We start from the raw sequence: 21784 nt of genomic DNA, 5'->3' as shown, positions 1-21784 counted from the left end.
GGGGACCCAAAACAAGTTATGCGACTTTTAATTGTTGCTCAGAACGCCTCAACTAAATTCGGCGGCGAGTCATTGCTGCCGGTCAACTACTTCAGGATACTTCGATCGCGCCAAATAGAGACATGGTTAGTAGTGCACGCGCGCACCCAAGCAGAACTCACAGGGCTGTTTCCAGAAGACCGCGATCGAATGCACTTTGTACCCGACACTTGGCTGCACCGGCTGCTTGACAATTGCGGGGGATTTATCCCTGCAAGAGTGAATGAATTTACTTTTGGGCTGCTCAGTCACCTGTACACCCAAGTGCTACAGCGTCGTATTGTCCGCCGGCTCGTGAGCGAACACCAGATTGATATTGTACACGAACCGACACCAGTCTCGGCAACAGTTCCTTCGTTGATGTTCGGATTGGGGGTGCCGGTAGTTATCGGACCGATGAACACGTCGGTTAAATTTCCTCTGGCCTTTCGAGCGCGCCAAAATCCGACCATCGATCTTTTAATCGCGATCGGTCACCAGTGCGTCGATTTCTTCAATCGTCTTTTGCCCGGTAAAATCAAAGCCGAGACGCTGTTAGTGGCAAACGATCGCACAAAGCAGGCACTTCCATCTGGGGTGCAGGGTAAAATTATTGAACTTGTGGAAAACGGCGTGGATTTCTCTGTGTGGCGATCGGAATCTAGCTTATCAACAGCACGGGCCGGGCAGGTTCATTTTGTGTTCTTGGGGCGCCTGGAAGACTGGAAAGGTGTAGACTTGCTGCTAGAAGCCTTCGCGCCCGTCGCCGCTCAAACCGATGCAGTCTTGGAAATCATCGGTGATGGGTACATCCGAGGGGAACTCGAAGCTCAAACAGCTCGTTTAGGCATCGACAGCAGCGTTGTATTTAGTGGCTGGCTGTCTCAGGAGGAGTGCGCTCTCAAAATGCAACAAGCTCATGCAATGGTTTTCCCGAGTTTGCGAGAGCCGGGGGGAGCCGTAGTTCTGGAAGCAATGGCAGTGGGCTTGTCGGTCATAGCAACGAACTGGGGGGGCCCAGCGGATTATCTAAATTCCACTTGCGGTATTTTAGTAGAACCAGCTTCTAAAGAAGGCTTTGTGAAAGGACTGACTGATGCGATGCTGAAGCTCGCCCTGTCGGCGGAGTTGCGGCAGAGTATGGGTAGCGCTGGACGGGAGCGGATCCGGCAGCATTTTGACTGGGAACGCAAAGTCGATCGAATACTTGAAATTTATCAACAAACGATCGACCATTGCTCGAAGCATTAGGTAGCCGACCATTAAAGCATAAAGCAGCAGCTTTCAACCTGAAAGCTGCTGCTTGGGGGTGCTAAAAAAGTATGTGGCGGTCCAAAGACCCCCCTCTACATCCTAGCGATCTAAAAACGGGTTAACCCGTTTGTTTGGTTAACCCGCGAGCTTGGAAACTTGCAGATCAATTAGTTTTGCACTACCAGCTTAACGTTGGCATTTTGCAAACCGCGCTGCTTGACAGCGGCCAAGGTCTTGTTAACTGCGTACTTCTGGTTAATGGAGTTGATTAACTCAGTTTGATTGTGTTTTTTGGCGACGCCCCAGAGGTCGGCAATCAGGTCAAAGGAACCATCGCTATTGCGAGACCAACCTAGGTCATATTCGCCTTCGAGAATCGCTACGATGTCGGAGCGAACGCGCTGACCGTTATAGCCACGAACATCGGCTTCTGACTTGACTGAAATGCCCAAGTCGCGCAGAGAAGCTTTCAGGATTTCGGCATCGGTGATTTTGGTACGCAGAGTGCTAAAGTGAGACATTGGATTTCCTCCTAATAAAACTGAGAGAGAAACAACAACGGTCTGGATTTAACGGTGCCGCTGGGCGGCTCTTGAATCGAACTGCTAGCTGTTGCTAGCCTTTGCTCCTGTTTGGACCAGGAGAAAGCTTTTAGAATTCCATTCGCTGGTATTCAGCGACGGAAGACGCAGCGGGCCGTGCACGCTGTCTAGCCCAATCTCGCAGGGCGGTGACCTGTTCGGTCATTGTTTTAGACAGTGGCATTGTGGATTTAATGGCCGCGATGATGTCTAGCTGCGTAAACTCTCGATCTTGAGCGAAGGCTTCGTACATTGCTGCTACTAGCGCTTGCTCAATCTCTGCACCTGAAAAGCCGTCGGAAACGTTGGAAAGTTGCTCTAAATCGAAGCGAGTAATTTCCCGACGCCGCTTAGACAGGTGAATCTTAAATATATCTTGGCGTTCTTCTTTGGTAGGCAGATCAACAAAGAAGAGTTCGTCGAATCGGCCTTTCCTCAAGAATTCTCCCGGCAACCGCTCGATTCGGTTGGCTGTTGCCATTACGAAGACTGGGGAAGTCTTTTCTTGCATCCAAGTGAGGAAGGAACCGAAAATCCGGCTGGATGTGCCTCCGTCTGAGTCGGCCGAACCAGTGCCTCCTGCAAAGGCTTTGTCTAGTTCGTCGATGAAGAGGAGCGCTGGAGAGATGGATTCTGCGGTTTTGAGGGCATTGCGGAGGTTTGCTTCCGAGCGACCCACCATCGAGCCGTCGTAGACTCTACCCATATCTAGCCTCAGCAGGGGCAGTCCCCAGAGGCGGGAGGTGGTCTTGGCAATCAGCGATTTTCCGCATCCCGGTACGCCGAGAATTAACATCCCTTTTGGTTGGGGCAGACCGTATTCTCTCGCCCTTTCTGTAAAGGCGTTGGAACGCTGTCTCAGCCACCGCTTCAGCTCTTCTAAACCGCCGACTGCATCTAGGGTTTCGTCTTCTTCAATGAACTCTAGAATGCCGTTGCGCCGAATTAATTGCTTTTTCTCCGAAAGAACTATGTCTACTTCTTCTTCTGTGAGGCGCCCAGTCGAAACTTGGGCTTTACGATAAACTTTTTCAGCTTCGTCTTTGGTCAATCCCAAGGCTGCTTTTAAAAGTTTTTCTCGCGCTTCTGTGGTAATGCGTCGCGATTTCGTTTGCTCCAACTGACCAGACAATACTTGGTTTAGTTCCTTCATGTCTGGCAACGCGAAGTCTAATACCACTACTTCCTTTTCTAGCTCGATCGGAATTTGCTGCAAAGGAGACATCAGTATAATTGTCTTTTGCGTTCCTTTGAAGTTGGCGATCGCATCGCGCAACCACCTCGTTACCGGAGGAGAATCTATAAAAGGATGCAAATCTTTGAAAATGTAGATGCTAGCGTTAGTGTTGGGTTCTCGCTGCCTGATCACCCATTCAATTGCTGCCTCTGGCGAGACGGTGTTGTGTTGGGTGGTGGTGCGGGGTTGACCATACTCCACAATGCCGTGAGTTACAGTCCAGATAAATACTCGTCGCTGTGGTTTTGCTTGAGCTATTGTCGAAATTGCTTGCTCACACCGCTCTTCCTCGGATGTCACGAGGTAGATCAGAGGATATTGAGCTTGGATTAGAATACTGATCTCTTCTTGCATAGTCCTCGACCCACTAGAGACGGTGCTATCTTTGCTGAATCTCAATGCTGCCCTTCGCCCTCTTACTGAAAATTTCAGTTTTAGCTTTTTGGGGAAGCAAGGCATTCTTAGCAGGGAACCAATTCTTCCTCTCCCGGTTTGGCCGTGCTGGCGCTGACGCCCGACACCTGCTTTACTGGAAGATCCTGTTCAGCCAATACGCTCGGCTGACTTGTTACGGATGCCAGTTCTCCATCTCGCATTACTACTGAACTCGTGCATTCTGGACAGTTGTATACCCGATGGGTTTGTCCGTAGGAGGCTTCTACTTCGTCAACCAGTTCGGGATTTCCTAGGTAGAAGACAATTGCCCTTTCTGCAATTGATGACATCGGTTCAGTTTCGACTGCGGCTCGGATTTTGAGCTGGCGATGCAGTTCTGGTGGAAGATACAATGTAACTTTTTGCTTTTCTTGCATATGACAGTGAATTGACTTACCCGGGTATGTATATCAGATTAGCCGCTTAATTCTTTGCTGTCAAGCCTCTATGCTGCTTTAGCGTCATCTTGTAATATTTCGTTACATATGAGGTAACTCTGGGGCTGTTAAAAACGAAAAACTTAGGGTTGTAGCTGATGAGGCCGAGGTGCAGCGGCAGGCAGGGGTAGCGTCAAGGACGATCGACCAACTATAAATATGAACAATAGATATAGAGGAGTAGGGCCAATAAATTCTTTGAGTCGCCATCTGGGGTAAGGTGCGCCATCAGCACCCAGCCCGCTCATGAGTGGTGAAGAATGCCCCCAAAGGCTTGAAATGTCATAACGGGCGATCGATAAATCTTCTTCCTCAAATAAACTACTCGTAATAAATAATATCTATTGCCAATACCCAACGGCTACAAGGACGCAAACACGTAGATTGCACTCATGAGCGGGCTGGGTGCTGATAGTCAGCTCGCTCTTGAGTGGCTCAAAAGCTTGGGCTAAAAGTCCCTCAAACGTTGGAAATGTAGTAGTTTGTAGGTGTAGGGTGCTATGCGGCACCGAGGTTGAGTTTGTAGAGTGCGGCGCAAGCACCGGTGGACTCAGTAAACAACGAAGTTACTAACTTTGGGCGTTTTGATTTTGAAACCCAGCTCCCCCAAGCAGTTTTTATTGCTTTAAGTGTGAAAAATCCGAACGTGAAATAGCCGTTTTCGGCTTTTTATCGGGCTCAGATTTAACACACCTTGACAGCGCTAGCGCTCAGCACCCTATGGTTAGACTTTTTGGATGACATTGTGTAAGCTGTTACGCACTTAATTTTTTTGCCCCAATGCTCGCTACAAGGACTCTAGAGTGCTAAATATTAAATTTAGATGGGTGTCAGCTTATCTTTAATAGGGCAGTGCTGGGTAATATATACTTGGATGCGGACCTGCTAACCTGAAATTTTTAATTTTAGATATCAAAGAACTGACTGATGGATTTAGACCAACAGATTCAAGCATTGATCGAAAAAGCTCCGCCCGACGGTTCGACGCCACAAATCTTAAAGGCGATCGCCCCGGCACTGGTGTTAATTGCCCAACAGCTACAGCACCTCGAATACTCGATCCTACAAGCGGTAGACCAAAGTTGGGCGATCGTGGTTTTGAGCAATCTCAAGCAACCGGGACGGGAGAAGAGGGTGATTTATGCTTGGAACAGTCTTAAAGATGCGTCGCAGGCTGCGGCTGCTGGGGGCGATCGCCTCAGACCGGTGCTTTTGCCTGTCACTCACATTTTATTTCAGATGATAGCTCTTGAAGGTCTTGACAGCATTGTTTTTTTTGAAAGTCCCGGCAATCAGGAAGTCGGGACGGAAATCCCTCGCGAGCAAATACAGAGCTTAATTAACGTTTACTTGCAACAGTATCGATCGGCTCCACCGCCGGATATTGCCTAAACAACTCAATTTTCTATTTATTGGTAACAGGGCATTAGGAATTGGGAATTACGCATTACCAATTCCCCATTACCAATAAAATGTAACTTTTTAACCTCTAATAAAGTCTACTCAAAACGTATTCAGCCAAATCAATCAAAGCTTGACGGGACTCTGAATGAGGCAGCGCAGCTAAGTATTCGACGGCTTTCTGTGCGTGATTTGTGGCTAGTTCTCGCGATCGCTCTATGCCTTTAGAATCTTCTACAAGTGCCAGGGCCTGCTCTATATCTCCTTCTTGGGCAAATTCGCGTTCTATGAGAACTTCCAAGTAAGGCTTTTCTTCTAGGGCAAATAGTGCTGGTGCGGTCAGATTACCGCTTCTGAGATCCGAGCCTGCCGGTTTCCCCAAAGTTTCCGTTGAAGCGGTGAAATCTAATATATCATCTACTATTTGGAATGCCAAACCAATGTTGCGACCGTAGTTGTACAAATCGTCTGCTATTTCCGCTGAAACCTCGCTCAAACAGCCCGCTGCTTTGGAACTGTTGGCAATTAAAGACGCTGTTTTGTAATAACTTTTTTCTAGGTACGCTTCGATCGACAAGCTGGTGTCAAATCCATTGAGTCCCTGTTGAATTTCCCCCTCAGCTAAATCCATAATCACTTCTGAAAGCAGTTTGACTACTGGCAGGTTGTCGAGATTTGCCAAATGCCAGGAAGATTGAGCAAACAGAAAATCTCCCGCCAATACTGCCACTCGGTTGTTAAACCGACTGTGAACCGTCGGCACTCCCCGCCGCAGATCCGACTCGTCCACCACGTCGTCGTGTACGAGACTAGCTGTATGGATCATTTCCGTGATTTCAGCGAGCCGGCGGTGTTTTTCCGTGATTTCCCGATCGGGCATAGTCGCCTTGGCCATCAACAGAACGATTGCGGGTCTCACTCGTTTTCCCTTTGTGCCGAATAAGTATTCTGCAGCCGCGTACAAGATGGGATGACGGGCACCCACTAACTGTTTTAAGTTTTCTGTCAACAGTCGCAGGTCTTCTTCAACCGAGGAAAATAGGAGAGTGCTAGAGATCATGGATACGCCGACTCAAGCCGTAAAGTAACAAAATTTTACAAATCATATCTTTATTTTAAGGTAATTCTCTGCAATAGAAAAGAAAAATCTAGGCGATCGGCAGTTATTTGTCATCTGCCACCCGATGGGAATCACCCGCCTGCCAGAGGTGAGTAGCCGGCTGCCAGAGGGGTTGCCCCTATTGTATCGAATTGTTAAGGACACTGCCAAAAAATCTCTAAATCCCAGAAACCCTGTGTTATTATGGGTATTAAGGATTTAAACAATTCTATACATTAAGTACAGCCAGACTGGCAGGTAGCTTTTAGGTGCCTGTAAAAGTTTCGTAGAGCCAGCCTTGTTAGTCGATCGCAGCCAAAATTTCTGGGACAGATTTTTAGTTCCTCGCGGCTAAAAGTTTTCAGAAGTTAAGAGTAGCGCATCTTATGTGCACGGTAGCTCAAAGCAGCTAAAGTGGATGGTTTTAGGCTGTTTAAGCATCTGTAAAGCAGTAAATCATTATAGATGACCGGGAACGCCTAAATGTTCCCGCAGGCTTGATATGGAAAAACAGCCTTCAGAACCAAGGCATGGTCTTGCGTACTGACTTAATGTAGTAGGTCTTGAACTTGTCCTGCTCCTCCTCGTCCTTGACTTTTGGTTCTAATTATGATTTATCGCGATATTCCTCTAATTATTCCCATTCTGGCCGCCGGCTATGTAATGACTATTTATGTACTGCTGATGTTGGCCGAACGCAGCGCTAAAATCACTCGATTGGGCGAGTAGTGCACTGCTGGGCAGCCGAAGTCGGCAGCAGCGTCCTCGCTTCACCCTTGAGAATTCGGAATACTCAATAATAACCCTGCCTTGAATGCTTGCGCGCAAAGGCAGGGTTATTATTTACAATTGCGGGTACCATGATTTTCTGGGCTGCTAGTTACTGCAACACGTAGCTACAGTTATCGATGTTCAATGCCCACAGCCTCTGAGACAGGATATTATATTTAGTAGCAGCTTGTATCGCTCACAGCAAGTTTCATGTCAGGGAAACCCGGCCAATATTCCGAGAAAGCTATTAAAGTGCTCTCAAAAACGCTGAGTTTGAAGTTATCGGTTATTGTGCCAAAAATCTCAATATTCCTATTTTGTAGGGCAAGAAATTACAGAAATAAAACACGAAATTTCTGAATCTAGCAACCTGCTTGCTCAACTAAAGGCATCCATAAACTTGCACTGCCATCAAATATTTCATCAAAGGGTGCTTAACTTGCTGAGTCAGGAAGATAGTCTCTGCCATTTATTCACAGCTTCCCAAGAAGATAATTTGCTAGAGAGAGCCACCAAAGTAATTTTTAACTTAAAAAAATATATTTTTTTAAGTTAAAAAAAACCTACGTGCCAATATTACTGGTTCATTAAAAATCTATTAAGTCTTGATTAAAAGAACTAAAACACAGAGTAGAAATTGTCATAAATTATCAAGCTCGACTGCCTAAATTGTTGTCTGAGCCAGACAAACTAAAACAAGTTTGGATAAAAAATCTGATGCACAATGCTTTACAATCTATAGATAATTGCCGAGTTTTAAAAGTAGAGGTGAGAGCAGAAAATCAGAGCCTGCTCGTCAGTGGTCACTGAATTGTCGGGGAATTTGGTCACTAATATTTGAGCAGTTCTTTATCACAAAACCCGCCGACGAAGGCAGCGGGTTGGGACTGGAGATTGTTAAAAAAAGTGTGGAAAAACATTTGGGTAAAATAGAAGTAACATCAGTTATCGGTCAAAGGACGTGTATTGTGTCAATTCCGATCGCCGTTTAGCGCAATCGTACTAAAAACCCTACCAATGCGTGACTAAAAATGCAACTCTAGACCGATGTCAAACCAGGATTGCGGTGAGCGTACCGCGACTGTAAAATCGGAAATCTAAAATGGTATTAAGTGCCGGTTCCGCCTGCATCTATCCCCCTTGATTTGCCCATGTCAACAACAGCTTCTGATACCCAAAGCTTGCTAGAACAGGCGATCGACCCCAAACCCCCGGTGGTGCCTCCAGACACACCCTTGAAAGTCGCAATTGCTGCCATGACTGAGGCGAGTGCCAGTTGCATTTTAATCGCGTTTGAGCAGCAATTGCTTGGAATTTTTACAGAGGGCGATGTGGTGAAAATAACTGCTAGCGAAATACCGCTAGCAGGGGTGGCAATTTCTGAGGTAATGACTGAAAACCCGATCGCCATTTCCCTCGATAAAGCGGGGAATATCTTCAAGGTATTGAGCATATTGCGATCGAAAAGAATCCGTCATTTACCCCTCACAGACGAAGGTGGCAACTTGCTAGGCGCTATCACCTCCGAAAGCATCCGTCAAATCCTCAAGCCGGCAGACTTGCTGAAAATGTGGCGCGCCGAAGAAATTATGACTGCACAATTAATAGTTACTTCAAGCAGCGCCTCAGTTTTAGAAGTCGCAAAACAGATGAGAACCCAGCGGAAAAGCTGCATAGTCATTTGCACTGACAGCGACAACAAAAATCAAAAACCTGTGGGCATAATTACAGAACGCGACATTGTTAAATTCCAAGCTTCTGGACTAGATTTCGCACGTACTCCCGTCACTGCCGCGATGAGTTTTCCGCTGATACCGTTGCAGGTAAAAGCCACCTTGTGGCAGGCTCACCAGTTAATGCAGCAGCACGGCATCCGGCGCTTGGTGGTGGTGGACGAGGAAGGATATTTAGCCGGAATTGTGACTGAAATTAGCCTGCTGCAGGCATTAGATCCGGTAGAAATGCACGCAAATGTCGAGCTTTTGCAGGAAACAGTTGCCGACCAAATTCAGGAGTTGAACAAAATGAACGAAGAATTGCAAAAAGAAGCGTTGCGGAGAACAGAAGTCGAGGAAAAATTGCGAATTTTAAATGAAAATTTGGAAGAACAAATTAAACAGCGAACTTTAGAATTAATTAATGCCAACAGTCAGTTAAAAAAGGAAATAGAAGACCGCACCACCGCTGAAAATGAAGTTCGTCGCCTCAACACGGAACTCGAACAGCGAGTTCTAGACCGCACGGTTCAACTAGCAGCCAGTAACGAAGAATTGCAGCAACAAATTAGCGGGAGAAAATTGCTCGAAGAAAAATTGCACTTTTCTGAAAGGAAAGTCCGCGCCGTTTTTGAAGCGATGACCGACATCGTTCTCGTGCTAGACAGTCAGCGAAACATAGAAGTTTTGCCAACGAATGTGGCAGCGGCTTCTGAGCCTGATTGTGATATAGTCAGCTTGACCATAGAACATTTTTTTGACGACGACAACCCGGATGATTGGTGGGTGTTAGTTCAGCAAGTGTTAGAAACACAACAAACTCTCAATTTTGACTACAGCTTAACAGTTTGTGACCGCGAAATTTGGTTTTCCGCCTGCATTTCTCTGTTCTCAAAAGATGCAGTCATTTGGGTTGCCCGCAACATCAACGCCCGCAAAATAGCCGAGTCAGCGCTGTGCAAAAAAAATGCAGAGTTATCTCATACCTTAGAAGAACTGAAGCGGACTCAAAAAGAACTCATTCAATCAGAAAAAATGGCAGCCCTCGGACAGTTAATTGCTGGAGTTGCTCATGAAATCAATTCTCCTTTAGGGGCGATTCGCTCTTCGGTGCAGAACATCGCCGACTTCTTGACCGAACAATTGCAGCAGTTGCCGATATTTTTTCAAGAACTATCCCCGGAACGGCGGGAGGATTTCTTTGCTTTGCTACACAACTCCAGCCCAGAAACAGATACATTATCTAGTAAAGAAAAACGTCAGTTAAAAAAACTTTTGCAGGGGCAATTAGAATCAGAAAACATTGACGACGCCGCCAGTCTTGCCTGTACTTTATTGGATATCGGCATCGGCAATAATGTAGAACGTTTTTTGCCTTTGTTGAAAGACAGCCAAAGTCGAAATATTGTACAAACTGCCTACCAATTTGCTACGGTACAAAAAAGCACTAAAAATATTGCTACGGCTACGGATAGGGCAGCAAAAATCGTTTTTGCTTTGAAAAGCTACTCTCGCTACGACCAGTCGGGTTCTAAAGTAATAGCTAATATTACCGAGGGTATTGATACTGTTTTAACGCTTTACCACTACCAAATCAAACACGGTGTGGAAGTAGTCAGAAACTATGGTACTAATTTGCCCTCTGTGCTATGCTATCCTGATGAACTCAATCAAGTTTGGACAAATTTGGTTCACAATGCTTTACAAGCGATGGGCAACAAAGGAGTGTTAAAAATTGATGTCAAACACCAAGCGAACGCAATATCAGTCAGTATTACCGACAGTGGTCCAGGCATTCCCCCAGAGATTATGCCGAGAATTTTTGAGCCGTTTTTCACAACTAAACCTCCAGGGGAAGGCAGTGGTTTGGGATTAGATATAGTTAAAAAAATTCTGGAAAAACACCAAGGTGAACTGCAAGTAGAAAGCGTGCCGGGTCAAACAAAATTTACTATATCCTTGCCCATCGGAATCCCTTGATAGCAATTAAAAAAAGAGGGAAATACCCCTAAGTTTAAAGTTTAATAGAAGTAAAGTTTTATGCCTAAACCAGTAATTTTGTGCGTTGACGATGAAGTTGTAGTGTTAAATAGTTTAAAAATTCAACTTAAAAAAGAATTTGGGGATGCTTACCTCTATGAAGTAGCAGAAAATGCAGATGAAGCTCTGGAAATTATCGAGGAAATTCAAAAAGAAGATGAAAGTGATATTTTGGTCATAGTATCTGACTGGTTAATGCCAGGTATTAAAGGAGATGATTTTTTGATTATGGTTCACCAAAAATATCCCAAAATTGTGAAAGTCATGCTGACCGGGCAAGCCGACGAAGTAGCAATAGCACGGGTGAAGGAGCAAGCAAACTTGCACCGTTGTTTGTACAAGCCGTGGGAGCGGCAAGAATTAGTAGAAACTATAAAATCGGGTTTGACAAAAATATGAACAATAAACCTGTGATTATTTGCGTGGATGACGAACCGATAATTCTTGAGAGTTTGAAAATTGAGTTAAAAAAAACCCTGGGGGAAGAACATTTATTAGAAACCGCTGAAGGCGGCGAAGATGCTTTAGAGTTAATAGAGGAATTACTGGCTGAGGGCAGCGAAATCGTAGCAGTGATTTCCGACTATCTGATGCCGAATATTAAAGGGGACGAATTGCTGAAGCAGATTCACAGAATTTTGCCAAAAACTATCAAAATTATGCTGACGGGGCAAGCAGACCTAGAAGCAGTAGCGAATACTATTAAATATGCTAAATTGTACCGATACATATCGAAACCTTGGCAGTCAGAAGATTTGAAGTTGACGGTAAAAGAAGCGATTAACAGCTATTTTAGGGAGAAGCAATTAGCGGTACAAAATTCTCAACTCCAAAAGCTGAATCAAGAATTGGAAACTTTAGTCGAGGAGCGGACTGCACAACTGCGATTGTCTGAGGAAAAGTTTGCTAAAGCTTTTCGTTCTTCTCCCAACCCGATTACTATTACCAGACTTAATGACGGTCGTTATTTAGAAATTAATGAGGCTTTTTGCCAGACCATCGGTTATTCAGCCGCAGAAATCCTCGATCGCACGGCGCTTGATTTGAATCTTTGGGAAAATATACAAGCCCACGGCGAGTTGTTTAAAATGTTAGAGGGAAAACAAATTATTCTCAACTACGAATTTGATTTTCGCACTAAAACAGGGGAACTCAGAACCGGGCTGCTGTCAGCAGAAATCATTGACATTCATGGCGAAACCTGCGTGATTTCAGTGATTCAAGATATTAGCGAGCGCAAATTAGCCGAAGAAAAACTCCGAGCTGTAGCGGCTTCTTTAGCAGCAGCGCAAAGAATCGCCCGTGTCGGTAATTGGGAATGCGATTTCTCTGCCAACACAACTACTTGGTCGGAAGAGTTATCTCGGATTTTTGGGTTCGATCCAACCCAGCCTGCGCCAACACTAACTGAGTTTTCGCAATACGTGCATCCGGACGATCGACAAAAGTGGCAAACAACGATCGACACTGCTATTGCTAGCGGGCAATCTTACAGTTTGGAATATCGAATTCTCCGCCCGGAACCAAAAATTGCTGCAGATAATAGCCCATCACAAATAAGTGAAGCCGGCTTCATTCGCTACATCGAAGCCAGAGGAGAAGTAGTTGTCAACCACCAAGGGCAAGTGACAAAACTATTCACAACTTTGATGGACATTACCCCACGCAAGCTGGCAGAAATAGCCCTAGCAGAGAGCGAAGAAAAATACCGTCATTTAGTTGAAACTTCCCAAGATATTATCTGGTCTTGCAATGCTCAAGGACACATTACTTTTGTGAACCAAGCAGTTAAACAAATATACGGTTACGAGCCGGAAGAAATGCTCGGCTGTTCTTTTAGCGATTTCTTGGCTCCCGGAGAAATAGACTGGAAATGGGAACTTCAGCAGCGCTTGCTGACGGGAAAAAATGTGTTTCAGTACGAAAATATAGTATTAGGAAAAGACGGCCGAAAGATTGATGTAAATACCAAGGCGATCGCGCGCATGGACGCTGAAGGAAACATCATCGGCACCACAGGCACTGCTAGCGATATTACCGAACGCAAACAAGCTGAAATAGTCCTGCAAAAAGCCAAAGAAGAAGCCGACAGAGCCAACAGGGCAAAAAGCGAATTTCTCTCGAATATGAGCCACGAATTGCGGACTCCCCTCAACGCAATTCTCGGTTTCAGCCAACTGCTGGCCCGCGACCCAAACCTCGGTGCCGACCAACAGCAATACTTAGGAATTATTAGCCAGAGCGGGGAACATTTGCTCGTTCTGATCAACAATATTCTACAAATGTCAAAAATTGAAGTCGGGCTGGTGACACTTAATAACAGCACCTTCGACTTGCACAAAATGCTAAAAAATACTGAAAATATGCTGAAACTGCAAGCCGAAAAAAAAGGCTTGCAGTTAATTTTTGATTTCCGACCCGACCTACCTCAATATATAGAAACTGACGAAAGCAAGTTGCGACAAGTATTAATAAATGTCGTTGGAAATGCTATTAAATTTACAGCGGAAGGGGGTGTTAATTTGAGAATTAAACATGAGCTGCTAAAAAATAAAAATTATTCCGATATTGCGCCAAGAGAGAATTGCTGTTTGCTATTTGAAGTGCAAGACACGGGTTCAGGAATTTCTGCCGAAGAAATGGACAATTTGTTTAAACCTTTCGCGCAAACAGAAAGCGGGAAAAAAGCTCAAGAAGGAAGCGGTTTGGGCTTGCCAATCAGCAAACAGTTCGTTCAGTTAATGGGAGGGAAGATGACGGTAACAAGCACCCTCGGTCGCGGCAGCATTTTTAAATTTGATGTTAAAGTTTCACTCCCTAATGAAATGGAAATTCAGGTGGCTCAAACAGCTCGCCGAGTGGTGGGTATTGAACCGGGACAGCCAGAATACCGGATTTTAGCTGTTGACGATCGCCTGGAAAGCCGCTTGCTGTTGGTCAGAATGCTGACATCGCTCGGCTTTGCGGTGCAGGAAGCTGAAAATGGCGTTCAAGCTGTGGAAATGTGGTCGAGTTGGGAACCTCATTTGATTTGGATGGATATGCGGATGCCGGTGATGGACGGTTACGAAGCTACTAAACAGATTAAAGCGCATTTGAAAGGTCAAGCAACGGTGATTATTGCTCTGACTGCAAGTGCTTTTGATGAGGAGCGATCGCTGATTTTGTCTGCTGGTTGCAATGATTTTGTAGCGAAGCCTTTTCGGGAGCAAGTGATTCTGGAAAAGATGGCTAAGCATCTGGGAGTCCGCTATGTTTACGATCGAGAAGCTTCGCTAAGTTCTGATGCTGCGGTGTCCGCCGAGGTTTCTATGGCAACTGAAACGGCTGATTTGGCTTTTACGCTCAATACTTCATTTTTGGAAGCTATGCCTGCTGAATGGATTGATGAATTGTATTCTGCGGCGGATGCGGTTGATAACGAGGAGATTTTTCGCCTGTTGTTGTCGATTCCTTCTATTAATGCTAGTTTCCGCAGCGCGATCGCCGATTTGGCGAATAACTTCCGATGCGATCGGATTATCGATTTGATTGAGGAGTTTAGAAATTGTTGAAGGATGACAGAAGAAGGGATAGGGGCAGGCTCAGGATTATTGATGGTTTAGGTCGCTCCCCTATTTGTAAACTCGCCCGCAGGCGATCGGGTAATTTACTTGTAGCCAAGCTCCACACCCTGGTAATCATCAGTAATTCCCAATTCTTTAATCTCTAATCTCAAATCTCAACTACGGTAAGTTCTGTAAATATCAAAACAGTTGCTTGAAGAGGGAGTGCTATAATGAGTATTATACCAGTTTTCCTAAAATTAACAATTATTAAATTAACAAAAAATAGCAATCGATGACCACAAATACAATAGAAGAAAATAAAGGCAACATATTAATTGTTGACGATACTCCAGAAAATTTGCAAGTTTTATCAGCAACGCTGTCCGATCGGGGCTACAAAGTCCGCGGCGTAATTAACGGTAAAATGGCCATCAGAGCCGCGCGCTCTGGTTCTCCCGATTTGATTTTGCTTGACATCAAAATGCCGGAAATGGACGGCTACGAAGTCTGCACGCAGCTCAAGGCAGATCCGAAGACATCAGAAATTCCTGTTATTTTTATCAGCGCTTTAGATGAAGTATTGGACAAAGTAACCGCCTTTCAAGTTGGAGGCGTAGATTATGTCACAAAACCGTTTCATGTAGCAGAAGTTTTAGCGCGAATCGAACACCAACTGACTATCCAAAGACTGAAAAAACAATTGCTCGATCGCAATAAAGAACTGCAAGAAGAAATAATAGAACGCAAAAAGGCCGAAGAAGCAGCGGCCGCTGCATCGCTCGCAAAAAGTCAATTCGTTGCCAACATGAGCCACGAATTGCGGACGCCCCTGAACGCCATCCTGGGTTTTACCCAAGTCATGAGCCGCGACTCTTTGCTCAGCCACGAAAATCTGGAAAATCTCCGAATTATTAACCGCAGCGGTCAACATTTGCTGGAACTAATTAACGATGTTTTAGACTTGTCGAAAATAGAAGCAGGGATAATTGGCTTAGATGAACGCAGCTTTGACCTTTATCAACTCCTCGACACTCTCGAAGAAATGTTTCAAATCAAAGCTGAAACAAAAAAAATGCAACTGATATTTTCCGTCCAGGCAAATGTTCCGCAATATATAAAAGCTGACGAAAAAAAACTGCGCGTCTGCTTAATTAACCTGCTGGGAAATGCCATAAAATTTACTCGCGACGGGGGTCGTATTTGGCTGCGCGTGACCGTGGAAAGCAACCAGCCGCAGCAGCCGGCCGAATCGGAAAGTCATCCTAACTCTACCTCACTCGAACCCTTGTTAATTTTCTTTGAAGTTGAAGACACGGGAATTGGCATAGCAACAGCAGAAATTGATACTTTATTTGATGCTTTCGTGCAAACACAAGCGGGGAGAAAAGCGGCTGATGGTACGGGGTTGGGTTTGACAATTACTAAAAAATACGTGCAGATTATGGGCGGGGATATTTGGGTAAAAAGTGTTTTAGGTGAGGGAACCAGTTTTAAATTTAATATCCGAGTATGTGCGGCTATTTCGTCTGAAATAACAGTGGCGACATTGCAGCGGGTGATCGGACTAGAAGCAGATCAACCGGTTTATCGGATTTTAGCAGTTGACGACAATCAAGAAAATCGGCGGCTGCTGGTTAAAATGTTGCAACCAATTGGTTTTGAAGTCCGAGAAGCAGAAAATGGCTACCAAGCGGTTGAACTTTGGGAAAGTTGGCAGCCTCATTTAATTTGGCTGGATACGCGAATGCCGGTAATGGACGGTTTTGAAGCTGTCCGACAAATTAGAGGTAAAGAGAAACAAACTCAGTGGCGAACTGTAATTATTGCTCTGACTGCTAGCACTTTTGAGGAAAAAAAAGGCGACATTATGGCTGCTGGTTGCGACGATTTTGTGCGGAAACCTTTTCAAGAACAAATCCTGTTTGATAAGATGGCTTGCTACTTGGGAGTGCGCTATCTTTATCAAGAGTTGCCCCGCCTCCCAGCCGGGGCTTTACCGCGTTATTGTGTGAGCGAAAAACCGGATTCATTTTTCGCAGGGCTGCTGGCTCAGATGCCTCAAAGCTGGGTGCAGGAACTCTACGATGCAGCTAATGATGTTAATGAAGAGCTGGCGATTCAACTTGTCGATCGCATCTGGGAAAGTCATCCAACTTTAGCTGAGGCTTTAAAAGATTTGCTTGCCGATTACAGACTCGACAAGATCATGGATTTAACTCAATCGAGTTTAAAATAAATGGATAATAGCGAAATTAAAGTATTGGTGGTTGATGACCAACCGAGCAATCTGCAGTTCTTATCCAAACTGCTAACATCCCAGGGATATCAAGTTTACCGAGCTATTTGCGGTCAACTGGCGTTGAATGTTGCGATCGCCTATTGCCCAGATTTAATTTTGCTCGACATTAGAATGCCGGACATGAACGGTTATGAAGTTTGTCGGAGACTGAAAGCGACACCGGAAACCGAACAAATTCCGGTGATATTTTTAAGTGTATTAGATGAAATGAACGATAAATTACAAGCTTTTCGAGTAGGAGGAGCCGACTATATTACTAAACCATTTCAAGTAGAAGAAGTTTTAGCGCGCATCGACAAGCAAGTCGGCTTCCAAAAACTGCAACAGCAATTAAAAGAACAAAATTATAAACTGCAACAGTCGCAATCGCTGCTGGCTAGCATATTAAATAGTTCCTTAGACTGTGTGGTGGCTTATTCAGCAGTCCGCAACAGGGAGGGAAATATTGTAGATTTCCAGTGGCTCTTGATCAACGCTGCTGCCGAAAAATTTTACGGTCTTCTATTAAATGAGATAGTTGGTAAGAATTTGTTAGCCCAAGTTTCCCAAGTTAGCAATAACGGCTTATTTGATTTGTATGTTTCTGTAGTAGAAACAGGAGAAACTGTAGACCAAGAATTTTATTACGAACACGAGCGAGATACAATTGTTTGGCTGCACATTGTGGCGGTCAAATTAAACGATGGTCTGGCAGTAACATTTCGCAATATTACCGAGCGTAAACGAGCAGAAATTGCCCTACGAGACAGCGAAGAACGCTTCCGAGCGATATTCGAGCAAGCTGCGGTCGGCATAGCTAAAACCGCGCTTTGCGGTAAATTTATACGGGTAAATCCCGGCTTTTGTCAAATTGTTCGCTATGCACAATCCGAATTGTTACAGCAAAACTGGGAGGCAATTACTCACCCCGATGACAGAGAAGCGGACAGAGAATACTTGCGCTCGCTGTTATCCGGGAAGATTCAAACTTTTTCTGTGGAAAAGCGGTTGCTATGCAAAGATGAAGCTGTGCGCTGGGTCAATGTTACTGTTTCGGCAATGCGCGATGTCAAAGGGACGCTGCAGTATTTGATTTGTGCGATCGAGGATATTTCCGAACGCAAGCTGGTACAAGAACTCCTGCAAGCGAGTTTAGACACTCAAACCCGCTACGCTCAAGAATTAACTCGTTCTAATGCCGAACTAGAACAGTTTGCTTACGTAGCTTCTCACGATTTGCAAGCGCCTTTGAGCACCATTGCCGGCTACGCTCAACTATTAGAAAAACGCTTTCCCAAACAACTTGATGCCCAAGGGAATAAATTTATCCGCAATATTGTTAATTCTTGCGAGCGGATGCAGGCGCTGATTGATGACTTGCTGGAGTATTCGCGGGTCAGCCGCAGTCAGAAACCTTTTGAGATGATAGATTGCAATCGGGTTTTTGAGGATGCTTGTGCTAATTTGCATTTGGCCATCCGCGAGAATCAAGCTTCAGTTACTAGGGGGAATTTGCCAAGGGTAAAAGGTGACAGTTTTCAACTGCTGCAACTATTTCAAAATTTAATTTGTAACGCCATTAAGTACCGCAGCAGTGAGGCGCCGGTGGTGTATGTGGACGCTTCGCGTCAGGGGGATAGCTGGGTGTTTTCAGTGCAGGATAATGGTATTGGGATTGCCTCACAGTACCATCCGCGAATTTTTCAGATTTTTCAGCGCTTGCACACCCAAAAACAGTATTCGGGAACTGGTATCGGTTTAGCGATTTGTCAAAGAATTGTCGATCGGCACGGCGGCAGCCTTTGGGTAGAATCAGAACCCAATCAAGGCTCGACTTTTTATTTTTCTATTCCTATAACCAAGTGAAGTCAGCAGTCCGCCTGAAGCAGTCACCTGTCCTTTACTTAAGCTTTAAATATCTTTATGTTTTCTTTACAAAAATGCTGATAAAGTGTAGCATATTCACTGATGACATCGAGCTAAAAATCTATCAATATATATCTATTAGCTCTCTCCTTCTACAACTTATAAATCAGCGGTGCGCGCAAGACTTGTTAATTTTTTTCAACTGTACCCAGAGCATCTTGCTTTGGGATGCAGTAGTTTCCCTCGTAGTTGGCGGACAAGGATTTGTGATGTGTTTGCAGTTTGCCGCTTCTCGGACAGACTGCCAAGTGAAACAAGCATGATTCGCAAACCTTTGCAAATGGAGAAAAACGGTAAATTGCTGCAACACAATTTCAGTGTTCTCAGCCAGATTTACCGGATGATGGCAAGAGATGCTTTGCAGGTACTCAGACACGGCTCACAGTCCCGCAACCTCACAAAAGACGTTCGTAGTGAGGCAAAGCCGTGAATTATAAAAAGAAAAAATTTACTCTTTTAATAGCAAACGATGACGAGGATACGCGCTTTTTGATGGAAGAAGCACTGCGAGAAGTTCGATTAGGAATTACGAGCGAATTTGTGGAAAATGGAGAACAAGTGCTAGACTACTTGTACCGTCGCGGTCAATATTTTACTAGCAGCAATTGGCATCAGCCAGACTTGATACTTTTGGATCTGAATATGCCGAGGCTGGACGGGCGCGAAACACTAACTTCGATCAGATCGGACCCCCATTTGCAACACATTCCGGTTGTAATGCTCACAACTTCCCACCGCAGAGGAGATATCTTGCTTTGCTACCGCTTGGGAGCCAATTCTTTCATATCCAAACCAGTCACTTTTGAAGGATTGCTTGAAGTAATGAAGACTTTATGCGAGTATTGGTTTGAAATCGTTTCACTCCCGCCGGATATGTAAACTTTAATGGAGGGCTAAATCCATAGTTTGAGGGTATAGTGAATTTGATAAGCAGAAATATTGACCGATCGCAAGTATCGCTCTCAAAACAAAAAAGTTGCCTTAGACCCGCTCCAAACGCTATAGTTGTGTTAACACGTAACCAATGTCTGAAAATTTTGTTGGTTGAGGATGACCTGGGAAATCCGACAATGATCCAAGACCTTCTAGGGTCATTCAGCGACTCTCTATTTCTTCTCCAAACTGTTAAGTCTCTGGAGATAGGAGTTGGGCGTCTGGAAGTAGACAAGTTTGACGCCATACTATTAGATTTGTCAGGGTCAGACAGCTTGAGGGGAAGCGAGGATGTCGCAGTTTTGAAAGGGCGATGGCCCACATTGCCAATTGTGGTGCTGACAGATATCAACGATGAAAATATGGCCCGGTTGGTATTGCGCTGGGGCGCTCAAGATTGTTTGGTAAAGGGAAGATTCCACCGAACTCTGCTGGTGCGGGCAATCCATTACGCGATCGAACGCCAGGAAATCGAAGAACAATTGCGGCAGCAGGCTCTGCGACAGCGGCTGTTGGGCAAAATGATCGAACATATTCGATCGTCAATAGATCCGGCAAGCATTCTTCAAAATACCGTTGCAGAAGTGCGCCAATTTCTCCAAACAGACCGCGTTTTAATTTATCGCTGTCAGGATTGGGTGTCTCAATTGGACGGGGAAGAGCAAAAAGGTGCGATCGTCGCCGGTGACGGTTTGCCAGAAGGTTATATTGAAAACCAAAATATTAGTGCTGCTTTGGCGGTGTCATGCTTTGTTTTAGTCGAATCCCAGTCGGTACAAGCAATAGCAGATGTCAGCACTGCCCCCTTGGCTGGCAGTTGCAAAGAATTGCTGGCAGATTGTGAAATTGCAGCAGTTATCAGCGTGCCAATTTGGCAATCAGGCGACTGGGAAACGGCAAAAGAAACACAAGAAGCCACTGTTTGGGAAGTTGAGAAAAATCAAGATGCAGCAGAAAATTATATCTGGCAGCAGGCGAGTGGCAAACCGCAGGCGGAGGGTAAAAATTTGCCGGATTCGATCGCAGAAAATGGCAATAGTTTGTGGGGAATGCTGACAGCATACAATTGCTGCGGTGTCAGGGAATGGCAGCAGTGGGAAATAGATTTTTTACAGCACTTGGCAAATCAAGTGGCGATCGCGATCGAACAATCTCAACTTTACCGCAAGCTAGCAATAGCCAATCAAAAATTGCAGCAACTGGCAACTACTGACGGACTGACTGGCATTGCCAATCGCCGCCAGTTCGATCGGGTTTTGAGCTTAGAGTGGCGCCGATTGGCAAGAGAGGAACTGCCGCTGTCTTTAATTATGTTTGACATCGACTTTTTTAAACTTTACAACGAGTTTTATGGGCACCTGGGCGGGGACGATTGTTTGCGCCAAGTTGCCGGGGCGATCGCCACAGCCACCAACCGGGCTGGGGATTTGACTGCCCGCTACGGTGGCGAAGAATTTGCCCTAGTGCTGCCGAACACCAGCGCCCAAGGGGCAAACGTTGTCGCCCGGAAAATTTGCGACGGCATCGCCAGCTTGAAACTGCCCCACGCGCGATCGTCGATCGGGCCCTACGTTACCCTCAGTTGTGGCATTGCGACAGCGATTCCTTCTGCCCAGGAATCTCCCAACACCCTAATTCGCAGCGCTGACAGCGCCCTTTATCAAGCCAAAACCGAAGGCAAAAATCGCATTTGTCACGCCAGCAGTAACTCGGAATCTTCCCCGATTTTTATGTAAAAGTTGAAGGTCATTGGTAATTGGTAATTAGTAAGATCGTGTTTAATTTTTTACTCATAATTCAGAACTCCTAACTCATATTGTTGACCTTTGCATCGGAATAATAATTTTCCGAGTGCAGTGCGAGCGGGACGCGATCGAGTGACCCGGAGCAAGGATAATGCTCGCTTTCAGGGTATAATTCCGATGGTACGGTATTTGATATTACTGAGATTTTGCACCCTTCTCAATTACTTGTTTAGCAACAGGCAAGATGCCTGTTCCACAATAAAATTCACTCTGTGTGGAACAGGCATCTTGCCTGTTCTTGAGAATGGTGCAAGCTGTGAGATATTACTCATTTCCGCTGCCCAGTTTCTAATTACAAATTCCTAA

General features: G+C 45.2%; 15 protein-coding genes. 11 read left to right on the top strand and 4 right to left on the bottom strand.

Features of this window, described 5'->3' with window-relative positions; genetic code table 11:
• The first annotated feature begins 18 nt into the window (after positions 1-18).
• Positions 19-1269, top strand: coding sequence for a glycosyltransferase family 4 protein (locus QUA71_RS01025; protein ID WP_333281120.1), 1251 nt, complete (start codon positions 19-21; stop codon positions 1267-1269).
• 170 nt (positions 1270-1439) lie between these two features.
• On the opposite strand, the gene QUA71_RS01020 is transcribed toward QUA71_RS01025, so the two are convergent.
• The 3 genes from QUA71_RS01020 to QUA71_RS01010 all read right to left on the bottom strand — a co-directional run bounded on the left by QUA71_RS01020 (position 1440) and on the right by QUA71_RS01010 (position 3902).
• Positions 1440-1793, bottom strand: coding sequence for a DUF1257 domain-containing protein (locus QUA71_RS01020; RefSeq protein ID WP_006635781.1), 354 nt, complete (start codon positions 1791-1793; stop codon positions 1440-1442).
• 130 nt (positions 1794-1923) lie between these two features.
• A complete protein-coding gene (gene ycf46 / locus QUA71_RS01015; RefSeq protein ID WP_333281117.1) occupies positions 1924-3444 on the bottom strand; it encodes a stress-responsive protein Ycf46 in 1521 nt (506 codons plus the stop codon).
• A gap of 107 nt (positions 3445-3551) precedes the next feature.
• On the bottom strand, positions 3552-3902 hold the full coding sequence (locus QUA71_RS01010) for a hypothetical protein (protein ID WP_172188736.1): 351 nt from the start codon (positions 3900-3902) through the stop codon (positions 3552-3554).
• A gap of 987 nt (positions 3903-4889) precedes the next feature.
• Between QUA71_RS01010 and QUA71_RS01005 the strand changes: the two genes are divergently transcribed.
• On the top strand, positions 4890-5354 hold the full coding sequence (locus QUA71_RS01005) for a hypothetical protein (protein WP_333281114.1): 465 nt from the start codon (positions 4890-4892) through the stop codon (positions 5352-5354).
• A 97-nt stretch (positions 5355-5451) separates the two neighbouring features.
• On the opposite strand, the gene sds is transcribed toward QUA71_RS01005, so the two are convergent.
• Complete coding sequence (sds, locus tag QUA71_RS01000; protein ID WP_190658411.1) at positions 5452-6423, bottom strand: solanesyl diphosphate synthase; 972 nt, start codon at positions 6421-6423, stop codon at positions 5452-5454.
• A 1556-nt stretch (positions 6424-7979) separates the two neighbouring features.
• Between sds and QUA71_RS29170 the strand changes: the two genes are divergently transcribed.
• From QUA71_RS29170 to QUA71_RS00960, 9 genes are all read left to right on the top strand, one after another.
• On the top strand, positions 7980-8225 hold the full coding sequence (locus QUA71_RS29170; RefSeq protein ID WP_445243739.1) for an ATP-binding protein: 246 nt from the start codon (positions 7980-7982) through the stop codon (positions 8223-8225).
• Between the two features lie 159 nt (positions 8226-8384).
• Entirely contained in the window at positions 8385-10928 is a 2544-nt protein-coding gene (locus tag QUA71_RS00995; protein WP_333281111.1) for a CBS domain-containing protein, read from the top strand.
• A 60-nt stretch (positions 10929-10988) separates the two neighbouring features.
• Complete coding sequence (locus tag QUA71_RS00990; RefSeq protein WP_190658413.1) at positions 10989-11387, top strand: response regulator; 399 nt, start codon at positions 10989-10991, stop codon at positions 11385-11387.
• Positions 11384-14542: a PAS domain S-box protein gene (locus QUA71_RS00985; RefSeq protein ID WP_333281108.1), complete on the top strand. Its 3159-nt coding sequence runs from the start codon at positions 11384-11386 to the stop codon at positions 14540-14542. The genes QUA71_RS00990 and QUA71_RS00985 overlap by 4 nt, the downstream gene beginning before the upstream one ends.
• A 286-nt stretch (positions 14543-14828) precedes the next feature.
• Positions 14829-16772, top strand: coding sequence for a response regulator (locus QUA71_RS00980; protein ID WP_333281105.1), 1944 nt, complete (start codon positions 14829-14831; stop codon positions 16770-16772).
• Entirely contained in the window at positions 16773-18680 is a 1908-nt protein-coding gene (locus tag QUA71_RS00975) for a PAS domain S-box protein (RefSeq protein WP_333281102.1), read from the top strand.
• Between the two features lie 319 nt (positions 18681-18999).
• Positions 19000-19170 carry a hypothetical protein gene (locus tag QUA71_RS00970; RefSeq protein ID WP_333281100.1) on the top strand — a complete coding sequence of 57 codons (171 nt, stop codon included), beginning with the start codon at positions 19000-19002 and terminating at the stop codon, positions 19168-19170.
• Complete coding sequence (locus QUA71_RS00965; protein ID WP_333281097.1) at positions 19167-19619, top strand: response regulator; 453 nt, start codon at positions 19167-19169, stop codon at positions 19617-19619. Before QUA71_RS00970 ends, QUA71_RS00965 begins: the two co-directional genes overlap by 4 nt.
• Positions 19620-19657: 38 nt before the next feature.
• Entirely contained in the window at positions 19658-21409 is a 1752-nt protein-coding gene (locus tag QUA71_RS00960) for a diguanylate cyclase domain-containing protein (RefSeq protein WP_333281094.1), read from the top strand.
• Positions 21410-21784: the final 375 nt, after the last annotated feature.

Source organism: Microcoleus sp. MON1_C5, from assembly GCF_036701875.1.
Classification (GTDB): Bacteria; Cyanobacteriota; Cyanobacteriia; order Cyanobacteriales; family Microcoleaceae; genus Microcoleus.
The sequence above is the reverse complement of the archived record's forward strand: the minus strand, read 5'-3'. Positions and strand labels throughout refer to the sequence as shown.